The organism is Dasania marina DSM 21967 (assembly GCF_000373485.1).
Taxonomy (GTDB): domain Bacteria; phylum Pseudomonadota; class Gammaproteobacteria; order Pseudomonadales; family Dasaniaceae; genus Dasania; species Dasania marina.
The window spans coordinates 62,810-82,572 of sequence record NZ_KB891585.1; the positions used below are offsets into that span (position 1 = coordinate 62,810).

At 45.6% G+C, this 19,763-nt stretch carries 20 protein-coding genes; 12 read left to right on the top strand and 8 right to left on the bottom strand.

Translation table 11 applies throughout. From position 1 onward, the window contains the following. The first annotated feature begins 10 nt into the window (after window positions 1–10). Window positions 11–421, top strand: a complete 411-nt coding sequence (locus tag B067_RS0109815) for a DUF4399 domain-containing protein (RefSeq protein ID WP_019529908.1) — start codon at window positions 11–13, stop codon at window positions 419–421. Window positions 422–473: 52 nt separating this feature from the next. Here B067_RS0109815 and B067_RS21825 read toward each other — a convergent pair whose 3' ends face one another. The 3 genes from B067_RS21825 to B067_RS0109830 form a co-directional block, all read right to left on the bottom strand. Next, entirely contained in the window at window positions 474–650 is a 177-nt protein-coding gene (locus B067_RS21825; protein WP_019529909.1) for a hypothetical protein, read from the bottom strand. 176 nt (window positions 651–826) lie between these two features. Further along, on the bottom strand, window positions 827–1,333 hold the full coding sequence (locus B067_RS0109825) for a hypothetical protein (RefSeq protein ID WP_019529910.1): 507 nt from the start codon (window positions 1,331–1,333) through the stop codon (window positions 827–829). Window positions 1,334–1,392: 59 nt separating this feature from the next. Then, the gene (locus B067_RS0109830) at window positions 1,393–1,740 is read right to left on the bottom strand and encodes a translation initiation factor Sui1 (RefSeq protein WP_019529911.1); all 348 of its coding nucleotides are present in this window, start codon (window positions 1,738–1,740) and stop codon (window positions 1,393–1,395) included. 107 nt (window positions 1,741–1,847) lie between these two features. On the opposite strand from B067_RS0109830, the gene B067_RS0109835 reads away from it, so the two are divergent. The 3 genes from B067_RS0109835 (at window position 1,848) to B067_RS0109845 (ending at window position 3,810) form a co-directional block, all read left to right on the top strand. After that, entirely contained in the window at window positions 1,848–2,075 is a 228-nt protein-coding gene (locus tag B067_RS0109835; protein WP_019529912.1) for a SlyX family protein, read from the top strand. Between the two features lie 148 nt (window positions 2,076–2,223). Next, the gene (locus tag B067_RS20120; RefSeq protein WP_019529913.1) at window positions 2,224–2,829 is read left to right on the top strand and encodes a hypothetical protein; all 606 of its coding nucleotides are present in this window, start codon (window positions 2,224–2,226) and stop codon (window positions 2,827–2,829) included. 15 nt (window positions 2,830–2,844) lie between these two features. Further along, on the top strand, window positions 2,845–3,810 hold the full coding sequence (locus tag B067_RS0109845; protein ID WP_019529914.1) for a GGDEF domain-containing protein: 966 nt from the start codon (window positions 2,845–2,847) through the stop codon (window positions 3,808–3,810). Between the two features lie 76 nt (window positions 3,811–3,886). Here B067_RS0109845 and B067_RS22135 read toward each other — a convergent pair whose 3' ends face one another. Then, complete coding sequence (locus tag B067_RS22135; protein WP_240472863.1) at window positions 3,887–4,117, bottom strand: cold-shock protein; 231 nt, start codon at window positions 4,115–4,117, stop codon at window positions 3,887–3,889. A 463-nt stretch (window positions 4,118–4,580) separates the two neighbouring features. Here B067_RS22135 and B067_RS20125 point away from each other — a divergent pair, with 463 nt between their 5' ends. The 4 genes from B067_RS20125 to B067_RS0109870 all read left to right on the top strand — a co-directional run bounded on the left by B067_RS20125 (window position 4,581) and on the right by B067_RS0109870 (window position 8,915). Further along, window positions 4,581–5,528: a PP2C family protein-serine/threonine phosphatase gene (locus B067_RS20125; protein WP_019529916.1), complete on the top strand. Its 948-nt coding sequence runs from the start codon at window positions 4,581–4,583 to the stop codon at window positions 5,526–5,528. 38 nt (window positions 5,529–5,566) lie between these two features. Then, window positions 5,567–7,417, top strand: a complete 1,851-nt coding sequence (locus B067_RS0109860) for a methyl-accepting chemotaxis protein (RefSeq protein ID WP_019529917.1) — start codon at window positions 5,567–5,569, stop codon at window positions 7,415–7,417. Between the two features lie 211 nt (window positions 7,418–7,628). Further along, on the top strand, window positions 7,629–8,501 hold the full coding sequence (gene folD, locus B067_RS0109865; RefSeq protein WP_019529918.1) for a bifunctional methylenetetrahydrofolate dehydrogenase/methenyltetrahydrofolate cyclohydrolase FolD: 873 nt from the start codon (window positions 7,629–7,631) through the stop codon (window positions 8,499–8,501). A gap of 30 nt (window positions 8,502–8,531) precedes the next feature. After that, window positions 8,532–8,915, top strand: a complete 384-nt coding sequence (locus B067_RS0109870) for a RidA family protein (RefSeq protein ID WP_019529919.1) — start codon at window positions 8,532–8,534, stop codon at window positions 8,913–8,915. Between the two features lie 57 nt (window positions 8,916–8,972). On the opposite strand, the gene B067_RS21245 is transcribed toward B067_RS0109870, so the two are convergent. After that, window positions 8,973–9,590 carry a TetR/AcrR family transcriptional regulator gene (locus tag B067_RS21245; RefSeq protein ID WP_169335562.1) on the bottom strand — a complete coding sequence of 206 codons (618 nt, stop codon included), beginning with the start codon at window positions 9,588–9,590 and terminating at the stop codon, window positions 8,973–8,975. Window positions 9,591–9,779: 189 nt separating this feature from the next. On the opposite strand from B067_RS21245, the gene B067_RS20135 reads away from it, so the two are divergent. Both B067_RS20135 and B067_RS0109885 read left to right on the top strand, forming a co-directional pair. Beyond that, a complete protein-coding gene (locus B067_RS20135; protein WP_169335563.1) occupies window positions 9,780–11,543 on the top strand; it encodes an amidohydrolase in 1,764 nt (587 codons plus the stop codon). A 24-nt stretch (window positions 11,544–11,567) separates the two neighbouring features. After that, window positions 11,568–13,598, top strand: a complete 2,031-nt coding sequence (locus tag B067_RS0109885; protein WP_019529922.1) for an amidohydrolase — start codon at window positions 11,568–11,570, stop codon at window positions 13,596–13,598. Window positions 13,599–13,665: 67 nt separating this feature from the next. Here the strand turns inward: B067_RS0109885 and B067_RS0109890 are convergent, their stop codons facing one another. Then, window positions 13,666–15,003, bottom strand: coding sequence for an ATP-binding protein (locus B067_RS0109890; RefSeq protein WP_019529923.1), 1,338 nt, complete (start codon window positions 15,001–15,003; stop codon window positions 13,666–13,668). Between the two features lie 31 nt (window positions 15,004–15,034). After that, window positions 15,035–15,733, bottom strand: a complete 699-nt coding sequence (locus tag B067_RS0109895; protein WP_019529924.1) for a response regulator — start codon at window positions 15,731–15,733, stop codon at window positions 15,035–15,037. Window positions 15,734–15,936: 203 nt separating this feature from the next. On the opposite strand from B067_RS0109895, the gene B067_RS20140 reads away from it, so the two are divergent. After that, window positions 15,937–16,776 carry a TonB-dependent receptor gene (locus tag B067_RS20140; RefSeq protein WP_169335564.1) on the top strand — a complete coding sequence of 280 codons (840 nt, stop codon included), beginning with the start codon at window positions 15,937–15,939 and terminating at the stop codon, window positions 16,774–16,776. A gap of 11 nt (window positions 16,777–16,787) precedes the next feature. Continuing rightward, on the top strand, window positions 16,788–18,242 hold the full coding sequence (locus B067_RS20145; protein ID WP_276201904.1) for a TonB-dependent receptor: 1,455 nt from the start codon (window positions 16,788–16,790) through the stop codon (window positions 18,240–18,242). 9 nt (window positions 18,243–18,251) lie between these two features. Here the strand turns inward: B067_RS20145 and B067_RS0109905 are convergent, their stop codons facing one another. Continuing rightward, complete coding sequence (locus B067_RS0109905; RefSeq protein WP_019529925.1) at window positions 18,252–19,460, bottom strand: IS256 family transposase; 1,209 nt, start codon at window positions 19,458–19,460, stop codon at window positions 18,252–18,254. Between the last annotated feature and the right edge of the window lie 303 nt (window positions 19,461–19,763).

Below are 19,763 nucleotides of genomic sequence, written 5' to 3' on the forward strand. Positions count from 1 at the left end.
AAGGATGACTATGTTAAAAAAAATACTATCTATGGCAGTGCTAATGGCTGCGGTAGGGCAGGCTGCAGCGCAAACGGCTTCACCGGCAGGGGCGATGGCGTATATTATTAGTCCCGTTGATGGTGCTGTGGTTAGTTCGCCGCTTACCGTTACCTTTGGCTTAAAAGGTATGGGGGTTGCTCCAGCGGGTACCGATAGGGCGAATACCGGGCACCACCATTTATTGGTTGATGCCAAGGGTCTGCCCGCGGTTGGCCAGCCTATGGGGGCAGATGTGATACATTTTGGTGGCGGCCAAACCGAAACCAGCTTGGCGTTAGCACCGGGCAAGCATACCCTGCAGCTTATTATGGGCGATATGGGGCATGTACCTCACCATCCGGTAGTGGTATCAAAAGTAGTAACGATTACAGTGAAGTAGGGCGGCTAAGAGCGGCGCTTAAACCATAGGTTTAGCGCCGTGGTGAGCGTGGTTAATGGTGCTGGTGGGCTTCTAGTTCTTGCAATAAGTTTTTTAGTGTTGCCAGTTCTTGCTCTTTATCTAGGCTAACTGCTCTGGTTTTTGCCACCAGCATATCGAGCTCTTCGGTGGTGATATGGTGGTGGGCTGCCTTATCTAAAATATCCTCTATTATGGTTTTCCTATTCATACCTACCTCTGTTACGGCTACTTCTGTCGATGGGCCACCGCGTTTACCCGGCAGCTAATTAATCTGCAGGGAAAACACTGGCCATAGCTATAGAGTAATGGAAATACACCGTTATATTAGAACAATGGGCTATTAAGGGAGCTTGCTTAAGCCTTATGTGGTGTTGACTGTGAGGTTTAGCCGGCGGCTTGGTCGTAGCGCTCGCTGAGGGTGTCGTAAAATTGATCGCGCACCGTGCTGAGTTCTTTTTTAAAGGCAGTGGTTTGCTCGCTGCTGTGATATCGACCGGGGTAAAATTGTTTTCTAAACTGCGCCATTTTACCGGTGTATAGCTTCATGGATTTTTGTAGGCGCTTTTCTCCAAGCAACAGCAGCTTGGCATCGGCGACAGAGACTTGTTCAAAGACGTCTACAAATTGACCGCTAAGCTCATCCAGCTCTTTTTGCTGTTTCAGCGACATGCGATCAGCCTTGGGGCCTATTTCATTAATAAGCGAGGCATATTTCGAATAGGTGTGAGTGACCTTGCCCAGATGCTCGGCCACTTCTTCCAGCAGCGTAGTGCGGCGCTGGGATTTGTGCTCACTGACTAGGCGTAGCTTTTCTTTCACTGAAAAGTGAACGCTGAAGCCACCAAATAGCGCCCCCAGTACAAGCATGGCAACGGTTTCTATAATTTCCATAATTATTAATTCGTTATTGTGATTATGATAAATGCCAGCGCTGGGGGCTCTTTAATAGCCTACCCACCGCTGAGTTTCACCTGATAGCCTTTGTCGGTTAACAGGGTTTTTATTAGTTCTCTTTGGTCGCCTTGAATTTCTACCACACCATCTTTAACCGCACCGCCGGTGCTGCAGCGCTGCTTAAGCTCTTTGGCCAAGATTTTTAGCTCCTTAGCGTTAAGGGGCAGGCCAGTAATTAGTGTCACGCCTTTACCTTTACGGCCTTTAGTCTCCCGCTGTATGCGTACTATGCCGTCACCTAGCGGGGTGCTATTTTTTAGCAGCTGACAACAGCATTGTTTAATGGGCTGTTGGCATTCGGGACAGATCTTACCGGCTTCAGTGGAGAATACCACACGCGTCATATTGAATTCCTGTTGGTTTATTGTTGCAGAAGATTATAATGGCGCCAGTGGCGATCCGGAACCCCTGGCGTTGTCATCCTTAAACAATAATGCATAAGGTCTATACTGTGACAGAGTCTACAAGTGATAACGAGGTACGTGAGCAATTGTATGAACTACAGTCGCAATTGGCATTTCAAGAGGATACTATTCATACGCTTAATCAGATTGTGACCGAGCAGCAGCAACAATTAGCGCGGCTTAATGAGATGATCAACCAAGTAAAATCGCAACTGGAGTCCTCTGCAGATAATCAAGCCGGCCCAGCCTCGCTAGAGCGGCCCCCGCATTATTGATTTTATTGATAATTCGGGTTGAACAGCGCACAGTCTGAGCTAAGCTTAGTCTTACTGTAGTCGCTTGACAGGCTAAATAACATTACAATAAGTACATAACAGCAAGTGCCACACAAAATTAATAATAGGGCGCTGTATATGGAGTTTTATGTCAGCTATAGCATTCAATGAAGATATCCGTGATGGCATACAAGAGGTAGCCAATATTGCTGTGGGTATGGCCGCCAAGAATATTGCCAAAAGTTTCTCTGCCTTTGTTGAGCTACCCATACCACAAGTACACCTGATTGAAGCCGTCGATATCCAAATGGCTTTGGGGGCGGTATTTAGTGGTGAGTCAGTTACCGCTGTAACACAGCCCTTTTATGCCAGTAATATTAGCGGCGAGGCTTTGTTACTATTTTCTGATACCAATATGGAAGCCTTATCAGCTCTTATGGGCTATGAGCCCGGCTATCAGCATAATGAGGTTGAGCTGGTGCTTGAAATGGCCTCGTTACTTAACGGCTCCTGTGTTACCGGGTTTTGTTCGCAGTTGGATATCAGCGTGTTACTTAAACACCCTGAGGTTTATGGTCGTAATACGTCACTGGCCAGCGTTTTACAGCAGCAAAACTTCCCTTGGAAACAGACTCTGGCTATAGAGCTTAACTACAGTTTCGAAGGCTATGATATTAGCTGCGACTTAATACTTTTGTTTCATGAAGATTCGCTGCCTAGTCTTTATGAAAGCGTACAATTTTTGATTGATTAAGAGCCCTCTTTCCTTATGGATACTTCAACCTTCCAAGAATTACACTGGCTATTGGATATCATCCAAAGTGCTGACATAGGCATAGTGGTTGTTGATAAAGATCTCAATATAGAAATCTTTAACCGCTTTATGCAGGTACATAGCAATATTGTGGCTGAAAAAACCATAGGGCAAAAAATCATTGAGGTTTTCCCTTATTTAAATGATGAGTGGTTTACCCGTAGGGTTAATTCCGTTTTTGAGCTGGGTATACCGGTATACACCACTTTCCAGCAGCGCGATAATTTATTTGATTTCCGCCTGCGCTTGCCTATACATCATGCCAATAGCCAGATGTATCAAAACACTACCTTTGTGCCTTTGCGTTCGTCTACTGATGTAGTGGAGAAAGTGGCCATTATTGTCTACGACGAAACCGCCATGGCTATTAGCCAGGGTAAGTTACATGAAGCTAAAGATGAGTTGTTAATACTTAGCCGCACCGATGCATTAACCACACTGAATAACCGCGGTTATTGGGAGGAGCGTTTAAAAGAAGAGTTTAAACGTAATAAGCGTTCTACTGAGCCTGTGTCCTTGGTTATTTTTGATATAGATCACTTTAAGCGAATTAACGATACCTATGGCCATTCTGTTGGTGATGATGCCATACGCTATATTGCCGAGGCATTACTCTATGAGACTAGGGAGGTGGATATTAGCGGTCGTTATGGTGGTGAGGAGTTTACCGTTATCTTGCCTAACACCGATATTGAGGGGGCAACAATCTTTTGTGAGCGCTTTCGCGAGCGAGTGGCGGCTAATGTGGTAAAAAGTGGTGGCCACGAGGTGAGTTTTACTATTAGTTTAGGGGTGTGTTTGTTAGGGGAGAGTATAGACAGCGCCCACAGCTGGCTGGTCAATGCCGATGCGGCCCTCTATGAAGCCAAAGAAAGCGGTAGAAATAAAACGGTTATCTACAAGCCTGCTGTAGCTGTTTAATCGATAATCAATCAAAAAAAATCCCGCAAAGGCGGGATTTTTTTTGATTGAAGCTAAGCGTTTAATTGATAGACGCTTAGTTTTTAGAGAGCGGCTCTACATCGTCAGCTTGTGGGCCTTTATCACCTTCAGATACTCTAAAGGATACGGTTTGGCCTTCATGTAAAATGCGGCGGCCCTTACCTTTGATGGAACGAAAGTGCACAAAAACATCATCGCCATTTTGGCGCGTGACAAAGCCATAGCCCTTGCTGACATTAAACCATTTTACCGTGCCTTCCTCTTTTGGTACTGAGGAAAACTCTATGCCGTCAAACAATGGGTTAACAAAGCTGGCAATAGCAAATAGTGCAAATAGTGTCCAGAACTCGCTGGCATTAAAGCTAAAGCTGTCCAGGTTACCTAGTTCGGCCAAATCAAAAATAACAGTCGCTAAAAAGGCCAATAAGGCGCTGAATACAAGTCGTAATAGTGGGATCATGATCGTCTTCTTATATAAATGGTCGTTAAAAAATAATTAATAGCCGCTCTTTAAAGAGAGCGATAGTAGGCTATTAAACGCGTTCGCGGCCAGTTTAACACGAGCTGAATTGAATAGGTATGCGCTAAGGGCGGCAATTAAAGATAATAAAATCAATGGCTAAGTGCATTAGCTATTGGCGTAAGCCCTACGGGCTTGCTAAGCTCAAACAAACTTAATACAGGTAAAATAATTGACTAACGGCGCTGTGATGGATGGCGCCGTACCGGCATAAATGAATAGGCAGGGAATGATTCAGTTTTTTGGTGCTACCGATAAAGGTAACCGCAAGCATAATGAAGATTGCTTTGCGGCAGATAATGAACTGGGCTTGGGCTTAGTGGCTGATGGCATGGGCGGCTATGCCTGTGGTGAGGTGGCCAGCGCCTTGGTGCGGGAAACCCTGGTGGATGCTTTAATACATCAGCAAGGCTTATCAGAGGCGATAGTGCGAGCCCACTACCTGATACGCAGTGAGTGCATTGAAGACCCTACTAAAAACGGCATGGGCTCTACTGTGGTGGCGGCAAAGTCACAGGGTAATGGCTATGAAATTGCTTGGGTAGGGGATAGCCGTGCGTATATATGGGACGGCGAGCTAAAGCAAATTACCCGTGATCATTCTTATGTGGAGTCTTTACTAGCGGCAGGCAGCATAAGCAGCGCAGAGGCTAAAGTGCATCCCAATCGTAATCTAATTACTCAGGCTGTGGGCGTTGCCGGCGAGGAGGGTTTAGAGGTTAGTGTGGTTAATGGCCAGCTGGCGGCGGGGCAGATGTTAGTGCTGTGCAGTGACGGCTTGGTTGACGAAGTCTCTGATGTGGAGATTGCCACCTTGCTCAATGAGAGCGATGACGGTCAGACTTTAGTGGATGTGTTGATACAGGCCGCGGTGGCGGCAGGTGGTCGCGACAATATCAGTGTTGTTATCGCCCAGGCCGATGCTATGTTGGCAGAGCATGACGATGATGCGATAGAGCCCTTTGTGGTGTGTACTACGCGTTTAGATGGTGTAACTCAGCGCCACCCTTTACCCGACGAGTTGGTGGCAAATAACTATAAGGGTATAGCGATAACTACTGATAGCGAAGAGCCCGAATATAGGGATAATGGCGCAGGCTTGAGGATCAATTATTTCCTCTTAGCGATAGGCGCAGCCGTATTGTTATGCGCAATCTTGCTATGGAAAGGCGTTTAAACGTAGTACTCCTTAATTCCTTACTGTACAGGGTTAATATGAAGCTCCCGAATTTCTCTATCAAGCAAAGCTTGATTTTTATTGCCGTAATCACCCTATTGGGTCTTAGCATCATAGCGGTAAGTACGCTTAAAACTCTTTCAGATATTAATAAGCTGCATCAAAGCCGGGTGTTATTGGATGAATATCATGCCAGCCTATTGACTTTGCGCCGCCATGAAAAAGATTTTCAAAGCCGCTTACAACTGCGTTATGTTCAGCATTTTAATCAAACCATGGCGCAGGCCTTACAGCAAAAGAGCAGCCTTGCTGGCTTGTTACGTACGCTGGATATAGATGCCCAGATACTAGATTCTCAAACAGCCTCCCTTAATGCCTATAGTGAGCAATTTGCCCGCTACGCCGCTTTACAGCAAACCATAGGTTTAGATTCGGAATCTGGTCTATATGGGAGATTGCGTGCAGCCATACATGGTGTAGAGCGCTTACTGGATTCGGAATCAGAGGCTAGAGCTGAAATGCTGATGTTAAGGCGGCATGAAAAAGATTTTATGCTGCGCCGGGATGTAAAGTATGTGGGAAAATTTGATAGCAGTCGCGAACAGTTCGCCACCTTACTAGCTGATAATAAAACGCTAATGCAAGGATTGGCCGTGTATGCCCAATCTTTTCATGCATTAGTCGATAAGGAGCAGGAAAAAGGGCTGGATGCCAACAGCGGTGCCAGTGGTAAAATGAGAGACGCCGTGCATCAGGTGGAAGAGGATTTTACCGTGATGCGCGAGTCTGTCGAACAGGCGGTGGAGCACGGTTTTGAACAGGCCCACAACACTATGTTAATGGCTTTATTGGCTATAGCTGTTGTGCTTTTAGTATTGGTGCTATTCGTGGCGCGCCGCATAGTCAGAGCCTTATCGCAATTTAATACAGAAATACTATCGATTATTGATGACAAGGATTTAACCCGTCAGGTTACCGTGCAGGGTGGTAGTGAAATCGCGCAGGTAGCCACGGCCTTTAATGCGTTAATTGCAAATTTGCATAATATTATAGGTGCTATTTATAAAGCTTCAGACCACATGGCTGCCGCGGCCACTGAGATGTCGACTATTTCGGATAAAGTTAATAATGCGTCTAAAGAGCAGAGTGTCGAGGTTGATCAGGCGGCGGTGGCGGTGACGGAAATGTCACAAACCATACAAGAGATTGCCAGAAATGCTGCCAGCGCTGCCGACAGCGTCAATATGGTACACGAGCAGTTGCAAGAAGGGGTTAGAGTGGGCGGCGACGCTCGTGACAATATCCAGTTGCTCACTCAAGAAGTGCAAGAAGCGGCCTCCGCTATACTGGAACTTGAAAAAAACAGCAAAAACATTGGTCAGGTTTTAGACGCCATCCAGAATGTGGCTGAACAAACCAACCTGTTGGCGCTGAACGCCGCGATAGAGGCCGCGAGGGCCGGTGAGCAGGGCAGGGGTTTTGCGGTAGTTGCTGATGAGGTAAGAACACTCGCCCGACGTACGCAGGAATCTACGGAAACTATTAGGCTAACCATAGTTGAGTTTCAGCAGGGCACTAACGACGTGGTGCAAACCGTGAATAAGTCAAATGAACGCGCAGAAGTGGGTATAGCTAAGGTCACTAGGTCCACTGAGATTTTGAATGAAATCTCCGTTATGGTAAGTGGCATGAGTGGTATGAATATGCAGATTGCTGCCGCCTCGGAAGAGCAGAGTGTAGCTTCCAATGAAATCAGTCGCAATGTCACCCGAGTATCAGACCTGTCCGTGAATGTGCGCAGTCAAACACAGTTGGCAGCCAAGGCCAGTGCCGAGTTAACACGACTGGGTGATTCGCTCTGCGATATGGTTAAGGTCTTTAAGCTCTAAACGTGTAAGAACAGTAACGGCGCTAGTGCGGGATGTTAAAGAAAAGTAGTGTTTCCTAGCGCTATTGATAGCCTTTGTTGATCAATAATGGCTGCTTAACGTTCCACTTTCGCGTAAAATACCCCGCAATTAGAAACCACTATTAACCGTCGGCGATTCGCAGCGCTGGCTATAATGATACGTATTTTTTATCGACAAAGGTTTGGTCTACATGAATATTGATGGGAAGCAGGTGGCAGCGGATTTACGCCTAGTATTGGCACAAGAGGTGGCGGAGCTAAAAAAGCAAACAGGTATTACGCCAGGGTTAACCGTTGTATTAGTAGGCGAAGACCCTGCCAGCCAAGTGTACGTGCGTAATAAGGTTAAGCAGACTCAAGAAGTGGGTATGATTAGCAACGAGTTCCGTCTGGCGGCCGACACCTCGCAAGATGTGCTATTGGCCAAGTTGGACGAGCTTAACAATGACCCCACTGTGCACGGTATTTTAGTCCAGTTGCCACTGCCCAAACACATAGACGAAAGTCTGATTATAGAAAGTATAGTCCCCGAAAAAGACGTAGACGGTTTTCACGCGATGAACTCTGGCCGCCTGATGAATGGTGATGCAGGTGCACTAGTGCCTTGTACGCCCCAAGGTTGTGTGATTTTAGCGAAGAAGCACCTAGGTGATGATTTATCCGGCAAGCATGCGGTGATAATAGGGCGTTCAAATATAGTCGGCAAGCCGGTTGCCATGTTGCTGCTACAGGAAAGTTGCACCGTGACTATTGCCCATTCGCGCACCAAAGACTTACCTGCGCTGTGCCGCCAAGCCGATATTTTAGTGGCAGCAGTGGGTCGCCCAGAAATGGTGAAAGGCGATTGGATTAAGCCCGGCGCTACCGTGATTGATGTGGGTATTAACCGTATAGAAACCGAAGATGGCAAAACCCGTTTAGTGGGGGATGTGGACTTTGCTGAGGCCGAGAAAGTTGCCGGGGCGATTACCCCTGTACCCGGTGGTGTCGGCCCCATGACCATAGCCTGTTTATTAAAAAACACCATAGAAGCTGCGCGTCGCTTTGGTGTGCGCGCACAATAATAGAGTAGAAATAATCTTAGGAGTTTTACCATGATAGAAACCATATCCACAGATCGTGCGCCAGCAGCCATAGGCCCTTATTCACAGGCTAAAAAAGTAGGCAATACCTTGTATTGTTCAGGCCAAATTCCGTTGTGCCCTAAGACGGGTGAAATGCTAGGTGGTGATGATGTGGCCAGTCAAGCCAAGCAATCTTTAGAGAATTTAAAAGCGGTGCTAGAGGCGGGCGGTAGTTCTATGGATAAAGTGGTTAAGACCACTTGCTACTTAGTCAGCATGAATGACTTTGCGGCGTTTAATGCCGTTTATGCCGAGTACTTTGGCGACGCGGTACCGGCTAGAGCTTGTGTTGCGGTGGCTGAATTACCTAAAGGCGCGCTATGCGAGCTGGATGCAATAGCCATCGTAGGCTAGTGTGCTTTAGGCTCACTGGCTAGCTACACGCCCGCTCGTGCGCTATGAATCGCCAGCCTAAGGTTTAGGCTGGCTGATTATTCTTTCTATCAAGCTGTATAAATGTTGCTTATAGAGTTTCATTGATTCCTCTAAATCTCGTTCATTTAAATGCCCCAGGTCGTAGTAGCTAATATTGTTCATCTTATAAATTAAGCGGCCACTGTTAAGTAGGCTGGACTCCGGCCATTTTGAACCATAAAAAGAGAATGCCTTGGCATAGAATGCGGCAATGCGTTGTTCGTGCTCCAGCTCCATGGCCATCAGGTCTTCGTTGGTGTATATCGCATAATCCAGCGCTCTGACCAGTTTTACATGGTGGGTGTCGGTAATCAGTTCGTTGTCCATTACGTCAAACAACTGCTGCCAGCCCATGTTAGGCATTAGGCTTTCGTAGCGCTGACAGCCCTCTATTACTTCGTCCAACATTTTCCGATTGATGGCATACACTAGGGATTCTTTATTAGGAAAGTACTGGTATAGCGACGCAATATTAATGTCGGCATCTTTGGCTACGCGGTTGGTGGAGAAATTATCATAGCCTTCATTGGCAAGCAGGGTTTCGGCCGCCGTTAAAATATCGGCAACACGCTGTTTGGCGCGGGCTTGTTTCGGTGTTTTTCTGGGTTGTACCACGGGCACTCACTTTTGTTGGTTTGTAAGCTAATGTAAGCAGCGCGCTAGTTTAACCAGCTAAGACGCTCGCCACAAGTTATATTGTAAGCTTTAGCTTATTTACTGTTGACCCTTGGCGGTTGTTTGCCTATGCTGCTAAAAATAGTTAAAGCTTATATTTTTAACAAACTACGCATAAGGGTAATGATAATGAAAGTAGGCAGAAAACTCTTCAAGCATGTTGCCGTAGCGGCTATGGCAACGGGGTTGTTGGTTAATACCGCGGCGGCCGAGCAAGCAGACTATGTGTTTAAAAATGCCAAAGTCTATACCCAAAATCAGGCTAAACCCTGGGCTGAGTCTGTGGCTGTACGCGGCAACAAAATTATTTATGTAGGCTCTAATCAAGGCGCTAGCGATATTATTAGCAAGGGCACCAAAGTTATTGATGTGGCTGGCAAAATGATTATGCCGGGTTTTATTGATACCCATGCCCATCCGGTGATGGCTGCGGGTGGTTCGCATGCATTTGCCTTAGATTTAAACGGCAGTGTTGAACAGTGGCTGGTCGAGATAGCAAGCTATGTCAAAACTCACCCCGATGTAAGTGCTTTTTATGGCATGGGCTTTTTAGCCGCCACCTTTGGACCAGAAGGTCCTAATAAGGATTTATTGGATAGTATCGTGTCAGATAAGCCCATATTAATTATGGATGAGGGCGGCCACAGTGCTTGGGTAAACAGCAAGGCTTTAGCGCTGGCGGGTATTAATAAAAACACCCCCGACCCTATACCAGGCACCCATTTTTACCAACGCGACGCGCAAGGTGAACCCACCGGTTGGATGGTGGAGGGCATGGCTTTTATGCCCATGATAGCCGATTTGGGAATGATTACTGAGCAGTCCATTTTATCGGGTGCTGAGCAAGTATTTCCGATTTTTTCTCAGTTTGGTATTACTACAGTTTACGATGCAGGTTTTTCACAATTCGAACAACTGGCTTATGACAGCGTGGCTAAACTGGCCAAGGCCGATGCCATTCCTTTTCGTTTAGTGACCTCTAATATGATACAAAGCCCCAATCATGTGGCGGATGAGATCACTACCTTGCAGGGCTACCAACAAAAATATTCATCACCCTTAGTTGAGCCAAGGGTGATGAAAATTCACAATGATGGTACTAAAGAAGCCTCCACCGCCGGCCAGTTTGAAGATTATAATAATCAGCCAGGTAACAAAGGCAGTGTGTTGTTAGAGGGCAAAGTGCTACAAGATTTTGCCGAGGCTATCGATAAGGCTGGTTTTGATATACACATACACGCCATAGGTGATAGAGCTGTGGATGAGGCGTTGGATGCTTTTGAAGTGCTGCGTAAACGTAATCCCAATAGCACTAATCGTTACTCCGTAGGCCACACCGAATTAGTACGCGATCAAGATTTAAAACGTTTTTCCGAGTTAAATGTGGTGGCGCAAACTACCCCATTTTGGTTTGCCACCGATGGTGAGTTTGAAATAGCTGCTATCGGCAAAGAGCGGGCGGAAAAGCTCTATAGGTTCCGTAAAATTATTGATACCGGTGGCAAGGTTACTTTCGGTAGTGATTTCCCGGTGACTGGTGAAGTGTTTGGTTTGTCCCCTTTACCCAATATAGAAATGGGTATGACTAGAAAATACTATGGCGAAAAATCCATGCCTGTCACGCCACCAGTGAATGCCTTACTAACGCTGGAAGAAATGATTAGAGGTTATACTCTGGATGCGGCTTACCAACTGAATATGGAGACTAAAATAGGCTCTATAGAAGTAGGCAAGTTAGCAGACTTAATCGTCGTCAACAAAAATCTGTTTGACATAGATGTTTACGATATACACAAAGCCAAAGTTGAAATGACAATGATGAATGGCAAAGTGGTTTTTGAACGTGGCGATGATGCCATAGCCTTTGAAAAAATAATGGGTTTTCCTCATTAGAGAAGACTAATAAAAAGGTCATTTATGTTGAATATAAAAATAAAACAGTATTGTGCTGCTTTGCTGTCTGCGGCTCTATTAACCGCTTGCGATGCGAAAGAGGCTGGCACCACTACCAAAGCGGAACACGTTTTTTCAAATGCCTTTATTTACACCGCTGACCAATATGCGTCGGTGGTGGATACTATGGCCATCGCCGATGGCCGTATTATTTATACAGGCTCTAAGCAGGGCGTGGCTGAATTGATTGGCGATAACACCCAGCAGCATGACTTGGCTGGTAAAATGCTACTGCCGGGTTTTCACGATGTACATATACATGCCTTGGATATCGTAGAACGTGAGGCCTGCGACTTTAACAGTGAGGCTATGTCACTGGATAGCATGGTGGCTTTTTTACGTAGTTGTATACAACGTTACCAAATTGCAGAGGGGCAATGGTTGGATGTGGCCTTGTGGAACTTTTATAAAGGCAATGAACCCAGCCAACAATACCCTACATTACGCGCGGCATTAGATGCCGTATCGGCGAAGCATCCTATCGTATTGCGCGGCAATGATGGCCATCACTATGCGGTGAATAGTGTAGCATTGGCTAGGGCTGAAAATCAGCGGGGTGCAGTTGTAGGTATTAATAAACAAAGCCTAGTGACAGATTTTCATCTCTATAAAGAACTTGTTGCGGTAGATGCCGGTGGTGAGCCTAGTGGCGGGTTGACTGAATCTGCTGTGGCTTTAGTGCAGTCACCTAGCTCTATTCAGTATGAAAACCCAGAAAAATTTATGCCACAAGTTGCGCAAAAATTAGCGCAGTCGGGTATTACTTCTATTATGGATGCGCTATTGGAACCGCGCTTCTTAAGTGCCTTTAAGTGGTTGGAAGATAGTGGCAATATGACTTTTCGCTTACAGGCGGCGATAAAAAAATATTACGATTATCCCAGAATTGAACAACGCTTAAGCATTGCTGACATACCTGCTACCGTAGCCGGCTTTAAAGTGGTGCGTGATGAATATGCTAAAACACAATACATACGTGCTGATGCGGCAAAAATTTTGGTAGATGGTGTTATAGAGGGTAACCCCTATGCCTTTCCTCCTACGCTGCCCAATGCTGCCATGCTACAGGATTATCAACAGCCCATTTTTAGTGTCGATGATAAAACGGGAACAGCTCGGCTAACAGGCTATGTGGATTTTAACAGTGAAGCCTGCAAACAAGTGAAAGCAGCGCCTATGCGTTTTGAGACTAGGAATGTTGTTAAGGCTTTCACTGCGCGCCATGGCTTTCACCCTATGCAATGCATTACCAATAATGGGGTTTTTGAAACTGCTCCAGAATTTGTTAAAGCTTATGCCTTGGAGCTAGATAAACAGGGCTTTACAATTCACGCCCATGCTATAGGCGATGCCGCAGTAAGAGCCTCTGTTGATGCTATAGAGCATGCCCGCAAAGTGAATGGTAATAATAATTTGCCACATGCTATCGCGCATGCGCAAGTGGTACATCCTGATGATCAAAAGCGTATAGGTGATTTAGGGATTTACATGGCCTTTACCCATGCTTGGTCTAACGCTGACCCAGAATACCAGCTAATGGTGGAGTCTTTCATTGATCGCTTAAGTAGTGGGGCGCAATTATTTAATAGTAATAATTACTATTCGGCTAATGTTTACCCAGCTAATAGCTTACAAAAACTAGGTGCGGTAATTACTGCCGGTAGTGATGCGCCAGTAGATACCCGTGATCCGCGTCCTTTTGTGAATATAGAGCAAGCGATTACCCGTAGTTACGATGAGGTTGAATCCCCTAAAGTGCTTAATGCTAGTGAGGCCTTAGATATACATTCTATCTTACGCGCCTACACTATTAATGGCGCCAGAGCGATGAGCCAGGCTGACATGTTAGGCTCTATAGAAGTGGGTAAAAAAGCCGATTTTATTATTATTAGCCAAAATATAGTGGCGCTGGCCGAGCAAGGTAAAGCCAACGAAATAAGCGATACACAAGTATTAAGTACTTGGTTTGATGGCCGCTTAGTTTACACGCGCTAAGTATGCGTGGCGTAGCATTAAACTAATCACTGTAGACTGTAGACTGTAGACTGTAGACTGTAAATTATTAACTGTTTTCAACAGGCCAGGTTACAGAAAATTTTGCTCCCCCTAAGGGCGAAACCCCAACATGGATGTTACCTTCTGTTTTTCGAATAATCTCTAGTACTATGGCAAGGCCAAGGCCGCTGCCGCCGGTTTGTCGGCTGCGGCTGCTGTCCACTCTATAAAATGGCTGAAAAACATTTGCTCTTTCTTGCTCGGCGATGCCGGGGCCATCATCTTCTATGGTGAGTAGGTAATTGCTCGCGGTTTTTTCTGTGCTTATGTGTATCTGTTGTTTGGCATATTTACAGGCGTTATTTATAATATTGGCGCAAGCGGTTTCTATCAGGCTGTTATTGGCATGTAGCACGATATCGTGGTGGCAGTGCAGCTGTATGCGCGTGTCCTCTTGTTGTTCGATTAGGTCGTGTAATACGTTCTGTAGTGATATTTGTTTTTGTTCGGTGAGATTGTTTTGCAAATAGGCCTTAGATAACTGCAGTACATTAGTGGTTAAGTGATCCAGGTCGTTAAGGGCTTTATCCATTTCGAAGCCCATCACTTTAATAGTTTCTTGCTCATTGCTGTTGTTTAAAATATCTAAAGCCAATCGTAGCCGCGTAATAGGGCTGCGTAATTCATGGCTGATGGCACCGTTAAAAATTTGTTGCTTTATTTCATCGTCCTGTAATTTGGCTGACATGGTGTTGATGTCATTAGAGAGTAATTGAAAAGCATCTACCGAGGTGACTGGCGCTTTGGTTTTGTAATGACCGGCGGCTATAGATTGTACCGATTTGCTTAGTGATTGTAGGTAGCGATATAAATAGTGAGTAATAAGGTAAACCAGTGTTGCCGTAATAATAAATATCATAGCAAAACCTATAAAATAGCTAGCTTTAAAGTAAAAGTCATAGGCATCGTGAAACTGTATGAGTAAGGCTTGCTGGCTATTAGCTTCATCAGATTCAAGCTCTAGGCGCTCTATTATAGGCTTGAGTGGTACCGCTAGCTCGGCGGTATCGAGAAAGCGGCTGATAGATAAAGATAAAAATCGGCTTTCGGTAAGCGGGCTCACCGGTATCAGTCTGTCATCGGTAATATTAACAATCTCTATATGCTTAATATTATAAAAATTAACTTCAGAGCGCTCTTTCCACCATTGCATTAATTCATGCAAATCGGTATTACTGTTTTTATGTTCTCTTAATAAGGATTCAGCCAGTGTTTCGGCGTAATAAGTGGTTTCTTTGGCGAATTGGCTTTTGTAAGTGGTGTTGAGAAGTAACTGATTTAAAAAGGTATTCAGTAAAAAACAACCAATAATAAGAATATAGAGACGTACAAAGAGGCCTTTCAAGAGACTTTCTCCAAGTTGATGTTAGCGGTAATTATTTGAGAAGAATGTAACCTTTGTGGCGCAAGGTTTTTATGTATTCGTTTTCGGGGTTGTTTTTTTGCAGGGCTTTTCGTAGCACGGACACCCGCATATCTATGGATCTGTCTATACCGTCATAAGGCTTGCCGCGTAGCATCAGAAACAAATCATCGCGTTTAACGGTTTCTCCAGCCTGTAATGCCAGTAACCAGAGTAATTCAAATTCTGAGTCGCTAAGGGTCACGGCGCTTTCACCGCGTAATACCGTGCGGTTGTCTTTGCTAATCACCAAGTCTTGTACTTGCACCGTGGTTTTGGGTGGTTCTGCGTTGAGCCGCCTAAGTAGCGCGTTAATATGGGCCAATAATACATGCGGCCTAACCGGTTTTGTTAGATAGTCATCTATGCCTGAATTTAATGCCATGGTTTCATTGAGGTCATCATCCTGCGCGGTAAGCATGAGTATACCTTTTTGGTAAAAAGGTCTGACCTCCCGGCAGATTTCTATGCCGTCTTTTCCCGGCAGCAACATGTCCAGTATGACAACCTCAGGCATGGTTTTTTTTATCTTCTCGGCGGCGTCATAGCCATTATCACAGTGCTCTACATGAAAACCTTCGCTCACTAGAAAACGCTCTAGCAGTTTGGCTATATGAAGGTCGTCCTCGACAATTAGCAGTTTTGTTTTGCTGTGTTCGTTGTTATCGGTCATTGCTATACATTCATTTGATAGGCGATGGCCCATAGCATAGTTGAATATGCTCTTTGGGGGTATATGTGCTGCGCTTGTTTATTTCTGCCAGCTTACATAGGCTGACAAAATGATACTGCTGTTGACAGTGTGGCGAACGATTTTAGGTTTTAATGCTAGCTCAAATATCGAACAGCCTAACTATAATAATCCGGTATATTACAATGATGAAAAATCACTCTTGCTCGCAGACTCTCATTAAAAAACCTTTAGTTAACGCTATACAGCTAATCGCCTTGGCGTCGGCGGCTAGCTTATCATCTTTTAGTATGGCGGCCCCTATGGCCTTAGAAGAGGTGGTGGTAACCGCCACTAAGCGTTCTGAATCCATACAAGACGTGCCTCTGGCAATTAATGCCATCTCTGGCGATTTTGCCCGAGAGGTCAATCTTAACGATGTTAAAGATATGATTAAGTTTAGCCCTGGCCTTAGCGGTAATAGTCAGGATAGCTTTTTAGATACTATTTCCGTGCGGGGCATAGTGTCTAATGATTTTGGTAATGGCGGTGACCCTTCTATAGGCATGTACAAAAATGGTAACTATCAAGGCAGAAATGGCAGTGCCGTTAGCAGCTTATTTGATATCGATAGGATAGAGGTTTTACGTGGGCCGCAAGGGTTTTTATTTGGCCGTAACGCTATTTCTGGCGCTATTAGCGTACATGCCACTAAGGCTAGCCTAGAAGGTCAAGAAGGTTATGTAGAGTTGGATGCCGGTGATCGGGATATTTTTGTAGCCGAAGGTGCGGTCAATATTCCGGTAAGTGATAACTTTGCTCTGCGTGTGGCGGGCTATCACTCTGAAGAAGAGGGCTGGGTAGATCACTTACCCAGTGGCGACAAATTATTAGGCCATAATAAAGACGCCGCCCGTATTTCGGCAAAATTTGTTACCGAAAAAATGGATGCCAATCTCTATGTTGAATATGAAGACAGAAAGCAAGGTGGCACGGTTTATGTGGCGAAAGAAGATCAGGCCTATCAATCCTTAATGCCTTACTAGCTAATGGCGGCCTGCCTACGCTAGCGGCTAGGGGCAAGCATGGTGAGGATGTTAGCGATTTAGATTTAAACGGCACGGGCCAAGGTATATACGACGGTGGTAATGTCTTAAGCGTGGGCCTACAAATCGATTACGATCTTGATGAGATGGTGTTGAGCTCAATTACCGGTTATAAATCACATCACTATGCTTATGCCGAAGATTATGACGGCACCAGTGCCGAGTTATTTTGGTATGGCCAAGATCAAGAGGGAGACTATATAGAGCAGGAATTTAGGCTGACCTCGAATAGCGATGGCGCGCTAAGCTGGTATGCCGGTGTATCCTATTATGAGGAAAACATTGATACGGTTTTTACTGGTAATCAGTCCGAAGAAATCTACTGTAATATTTACTGGGGCGGCAGCTGTGCCTATGCCGTCTATATCGATAATACGTATTACGGTTCTTCTTATTTTGATTCGGCTGGCGGTTTTTCCCCTGCAAGCAGCGGCTTGATAGAAGATAAAAATAGAACCGTAGGCAAGTACCAAGGCTATGCCGGCTATGTCGATTTAAGCTATCAGTTTACTGAGAGTGTGAGTGTTAGCACGGGCCTGCGCTATACCTATGATGAAAAAGAGATGTCACAGCAGTCTCTGCCTGCCGAATCTGTTTTTAATGGCGGTGTGCAGGCGCCGATTACCAATGGTGTGTTATCAGACAAGGCCGATTGGGATGAAGTGACCTGGCGTGTGGCCATTAATTACCAGCCCAATGATGACACCTTGTTGTATTTCAGCACCACCACAGGTTCAAAGTCGGGTGGTTTTAATAGCTTTAGTTTAACGCCGGCCGGCGATAAGCCTGCCGCCTTTGATGAGGAATCGATGATTTCTTACGAGTTGGGCTACAAAGGTACCGTGTTAGAGGGCCGTGCGCAGTTAACCGCCAATGCCTTCTATTATGATTATACCGATCAACAGCTGACTTTTGCCTATCCCGACAGCCCCAATATTACCCGGGTAGGTAATATAGGCCAAGTCGATGGTTATGGTTTTGAAGGCACGGCTCAGGCGGTACTCACCGATACGCTACGTTTTATGATGGGTATCTCTTGGTTTGATAGTGAGGTGAATGAGGTAGAAAACTTTTGTGAAAACCTCGATGTTTGTGAAGGCGAGCCGCAGGTAGGTGCGCCAGAGTGGACGTATTTTGCCAGCTTAAATACCGCCATCCCGGTGACCGGTGGCGAGTGGTTTGGCAGCCTCAGTTATAGTTGGGAAGACAAGCGTGCTACCAGCTTAAATCCTAATCTATCAACGAATGTTAGGGGCCCCCGCGAGGCGCAGTTGTCGGCTGGCTATCGCTCTGAAGAGCAATGGACAGTGTCTGTTTATGTTGAAAACCTAACCGATGAAAAGTATTACGACGGTGGTATCAGTAATGCGGCGGCGGACGGAGAGCCTGTAAATATTTCTGTGTAACTGTCTGGGTTAAATATAATCCGTTAAACGGCCTTCGAATTCAATGATAAATCGGTTCAAGGCCGGTTTCCAATTCCTTATCGGCATCGTCCATTTTTTTGAAGCTTCCTGTATCGCCAAGTAAACAACTTTTTTGGCCGAGTCGTCACTAGGGAATAGCTTGCGCTTTTTCACGGCCTTACGAATCACGCTATTGAGTGATTCGATGGCGTTGGTCGTATAGATCGCTTTGCGTATGTCCTGAGGATACGCAAACAGGGTATTGAGGTTATGCCAGTGGGCATGCCATGATTTGCTTATCTGCGGATACTTATCGTCCCAGCGCTCGGCAAATTGCGCTAACGCTTGCAGGGCTTCCTCTTCAGTTGCTGATTTATAAATCCGTTTTAAATCTGCCGCTACGGCCTTGTAATCTTTCCAAGGTACAAACTTCATGGCGTTACGCACCATGTGCACAATGCAGAGCTGTATTTGGGTATCAGGGTAGACAGCATTAATGGCATCGGGAAATCCTTTGAGGCCGTCAACACAGGCGATTAAAATGTCTTTTACGCCGCGATTTTGCAGTTCAGTCAGCACGTTAAGCCAAAACTTAGCGCCTTCATTCTCTGATATCCACAAGCCTAATAGCTCTTTATGGCCTTCTATATTTACGCCTAACGCCAAGTATATCGCTTTATTGATAACCTGTTTATCCTGCCTAATTTTAAGCACAATGCAGTCGAGATAGACGATGGGATAGATGGCATCCAGCGGCCGCGCTTGCCACTCNACAACTTGATCGATAACAGCGTTAGTCACTTTGGAGATTAATGTGGGCGAAATATCCGCGCCGTACATTTCTTTAAAGGTGGTGACGATTTCCCGTGTGCTCATGCCCTGGGCGTAGAGGAAGAGGATTTTATCGTCCATGGAGGTAAAACGGCGCTGATGCTTTTTAACCAGCAGGGGTTCAAAACTGCCTGCTCGATCGCGTGGGGTGTCGACTTGAAATTGGCCATCTTCGGTCTGCAAGGTCTTGCTGGTAAAGCCATTGCGGCTATTACTCGCTCCCGATGTCTCGTGCCTTGCGTAACCTAAATGATCGTCTAATTCAGCATTAAGGGCCGTTTCAACGGTGATTTTGGTGAGCATCTGCCTGAATTCATTAAGATCAGCTTCCGTCTTAATGTTCTTGGCTGCGGCTTGGGCTATTGCTTTTAGTTCGTCGTGGTTCATGGCTGTCTATCCTTACCCTTTTTGGGGTTTAATGATAGACAGTTACACAGATTTAGTTACAGTCTCCGGACGGATCATCGTTTTACTCCGATACCGATATCAACCCCAGCCGTCCGCGCACGGCGGGTATACGTTTGGGCTATGAGTTTTAGCTACGAGTTTTAGCTGTAATGTATAGTGGTAAGCGATGATGGCGTTGGGGCAGCAGAAGAGCTGCCTATCTTAGCCAGGGACAGGCTTTTTTTAAGATAATATTTCAAAAGATATTTTGATTATGCTGATCGTGACTTCAGTGGTTTCTAA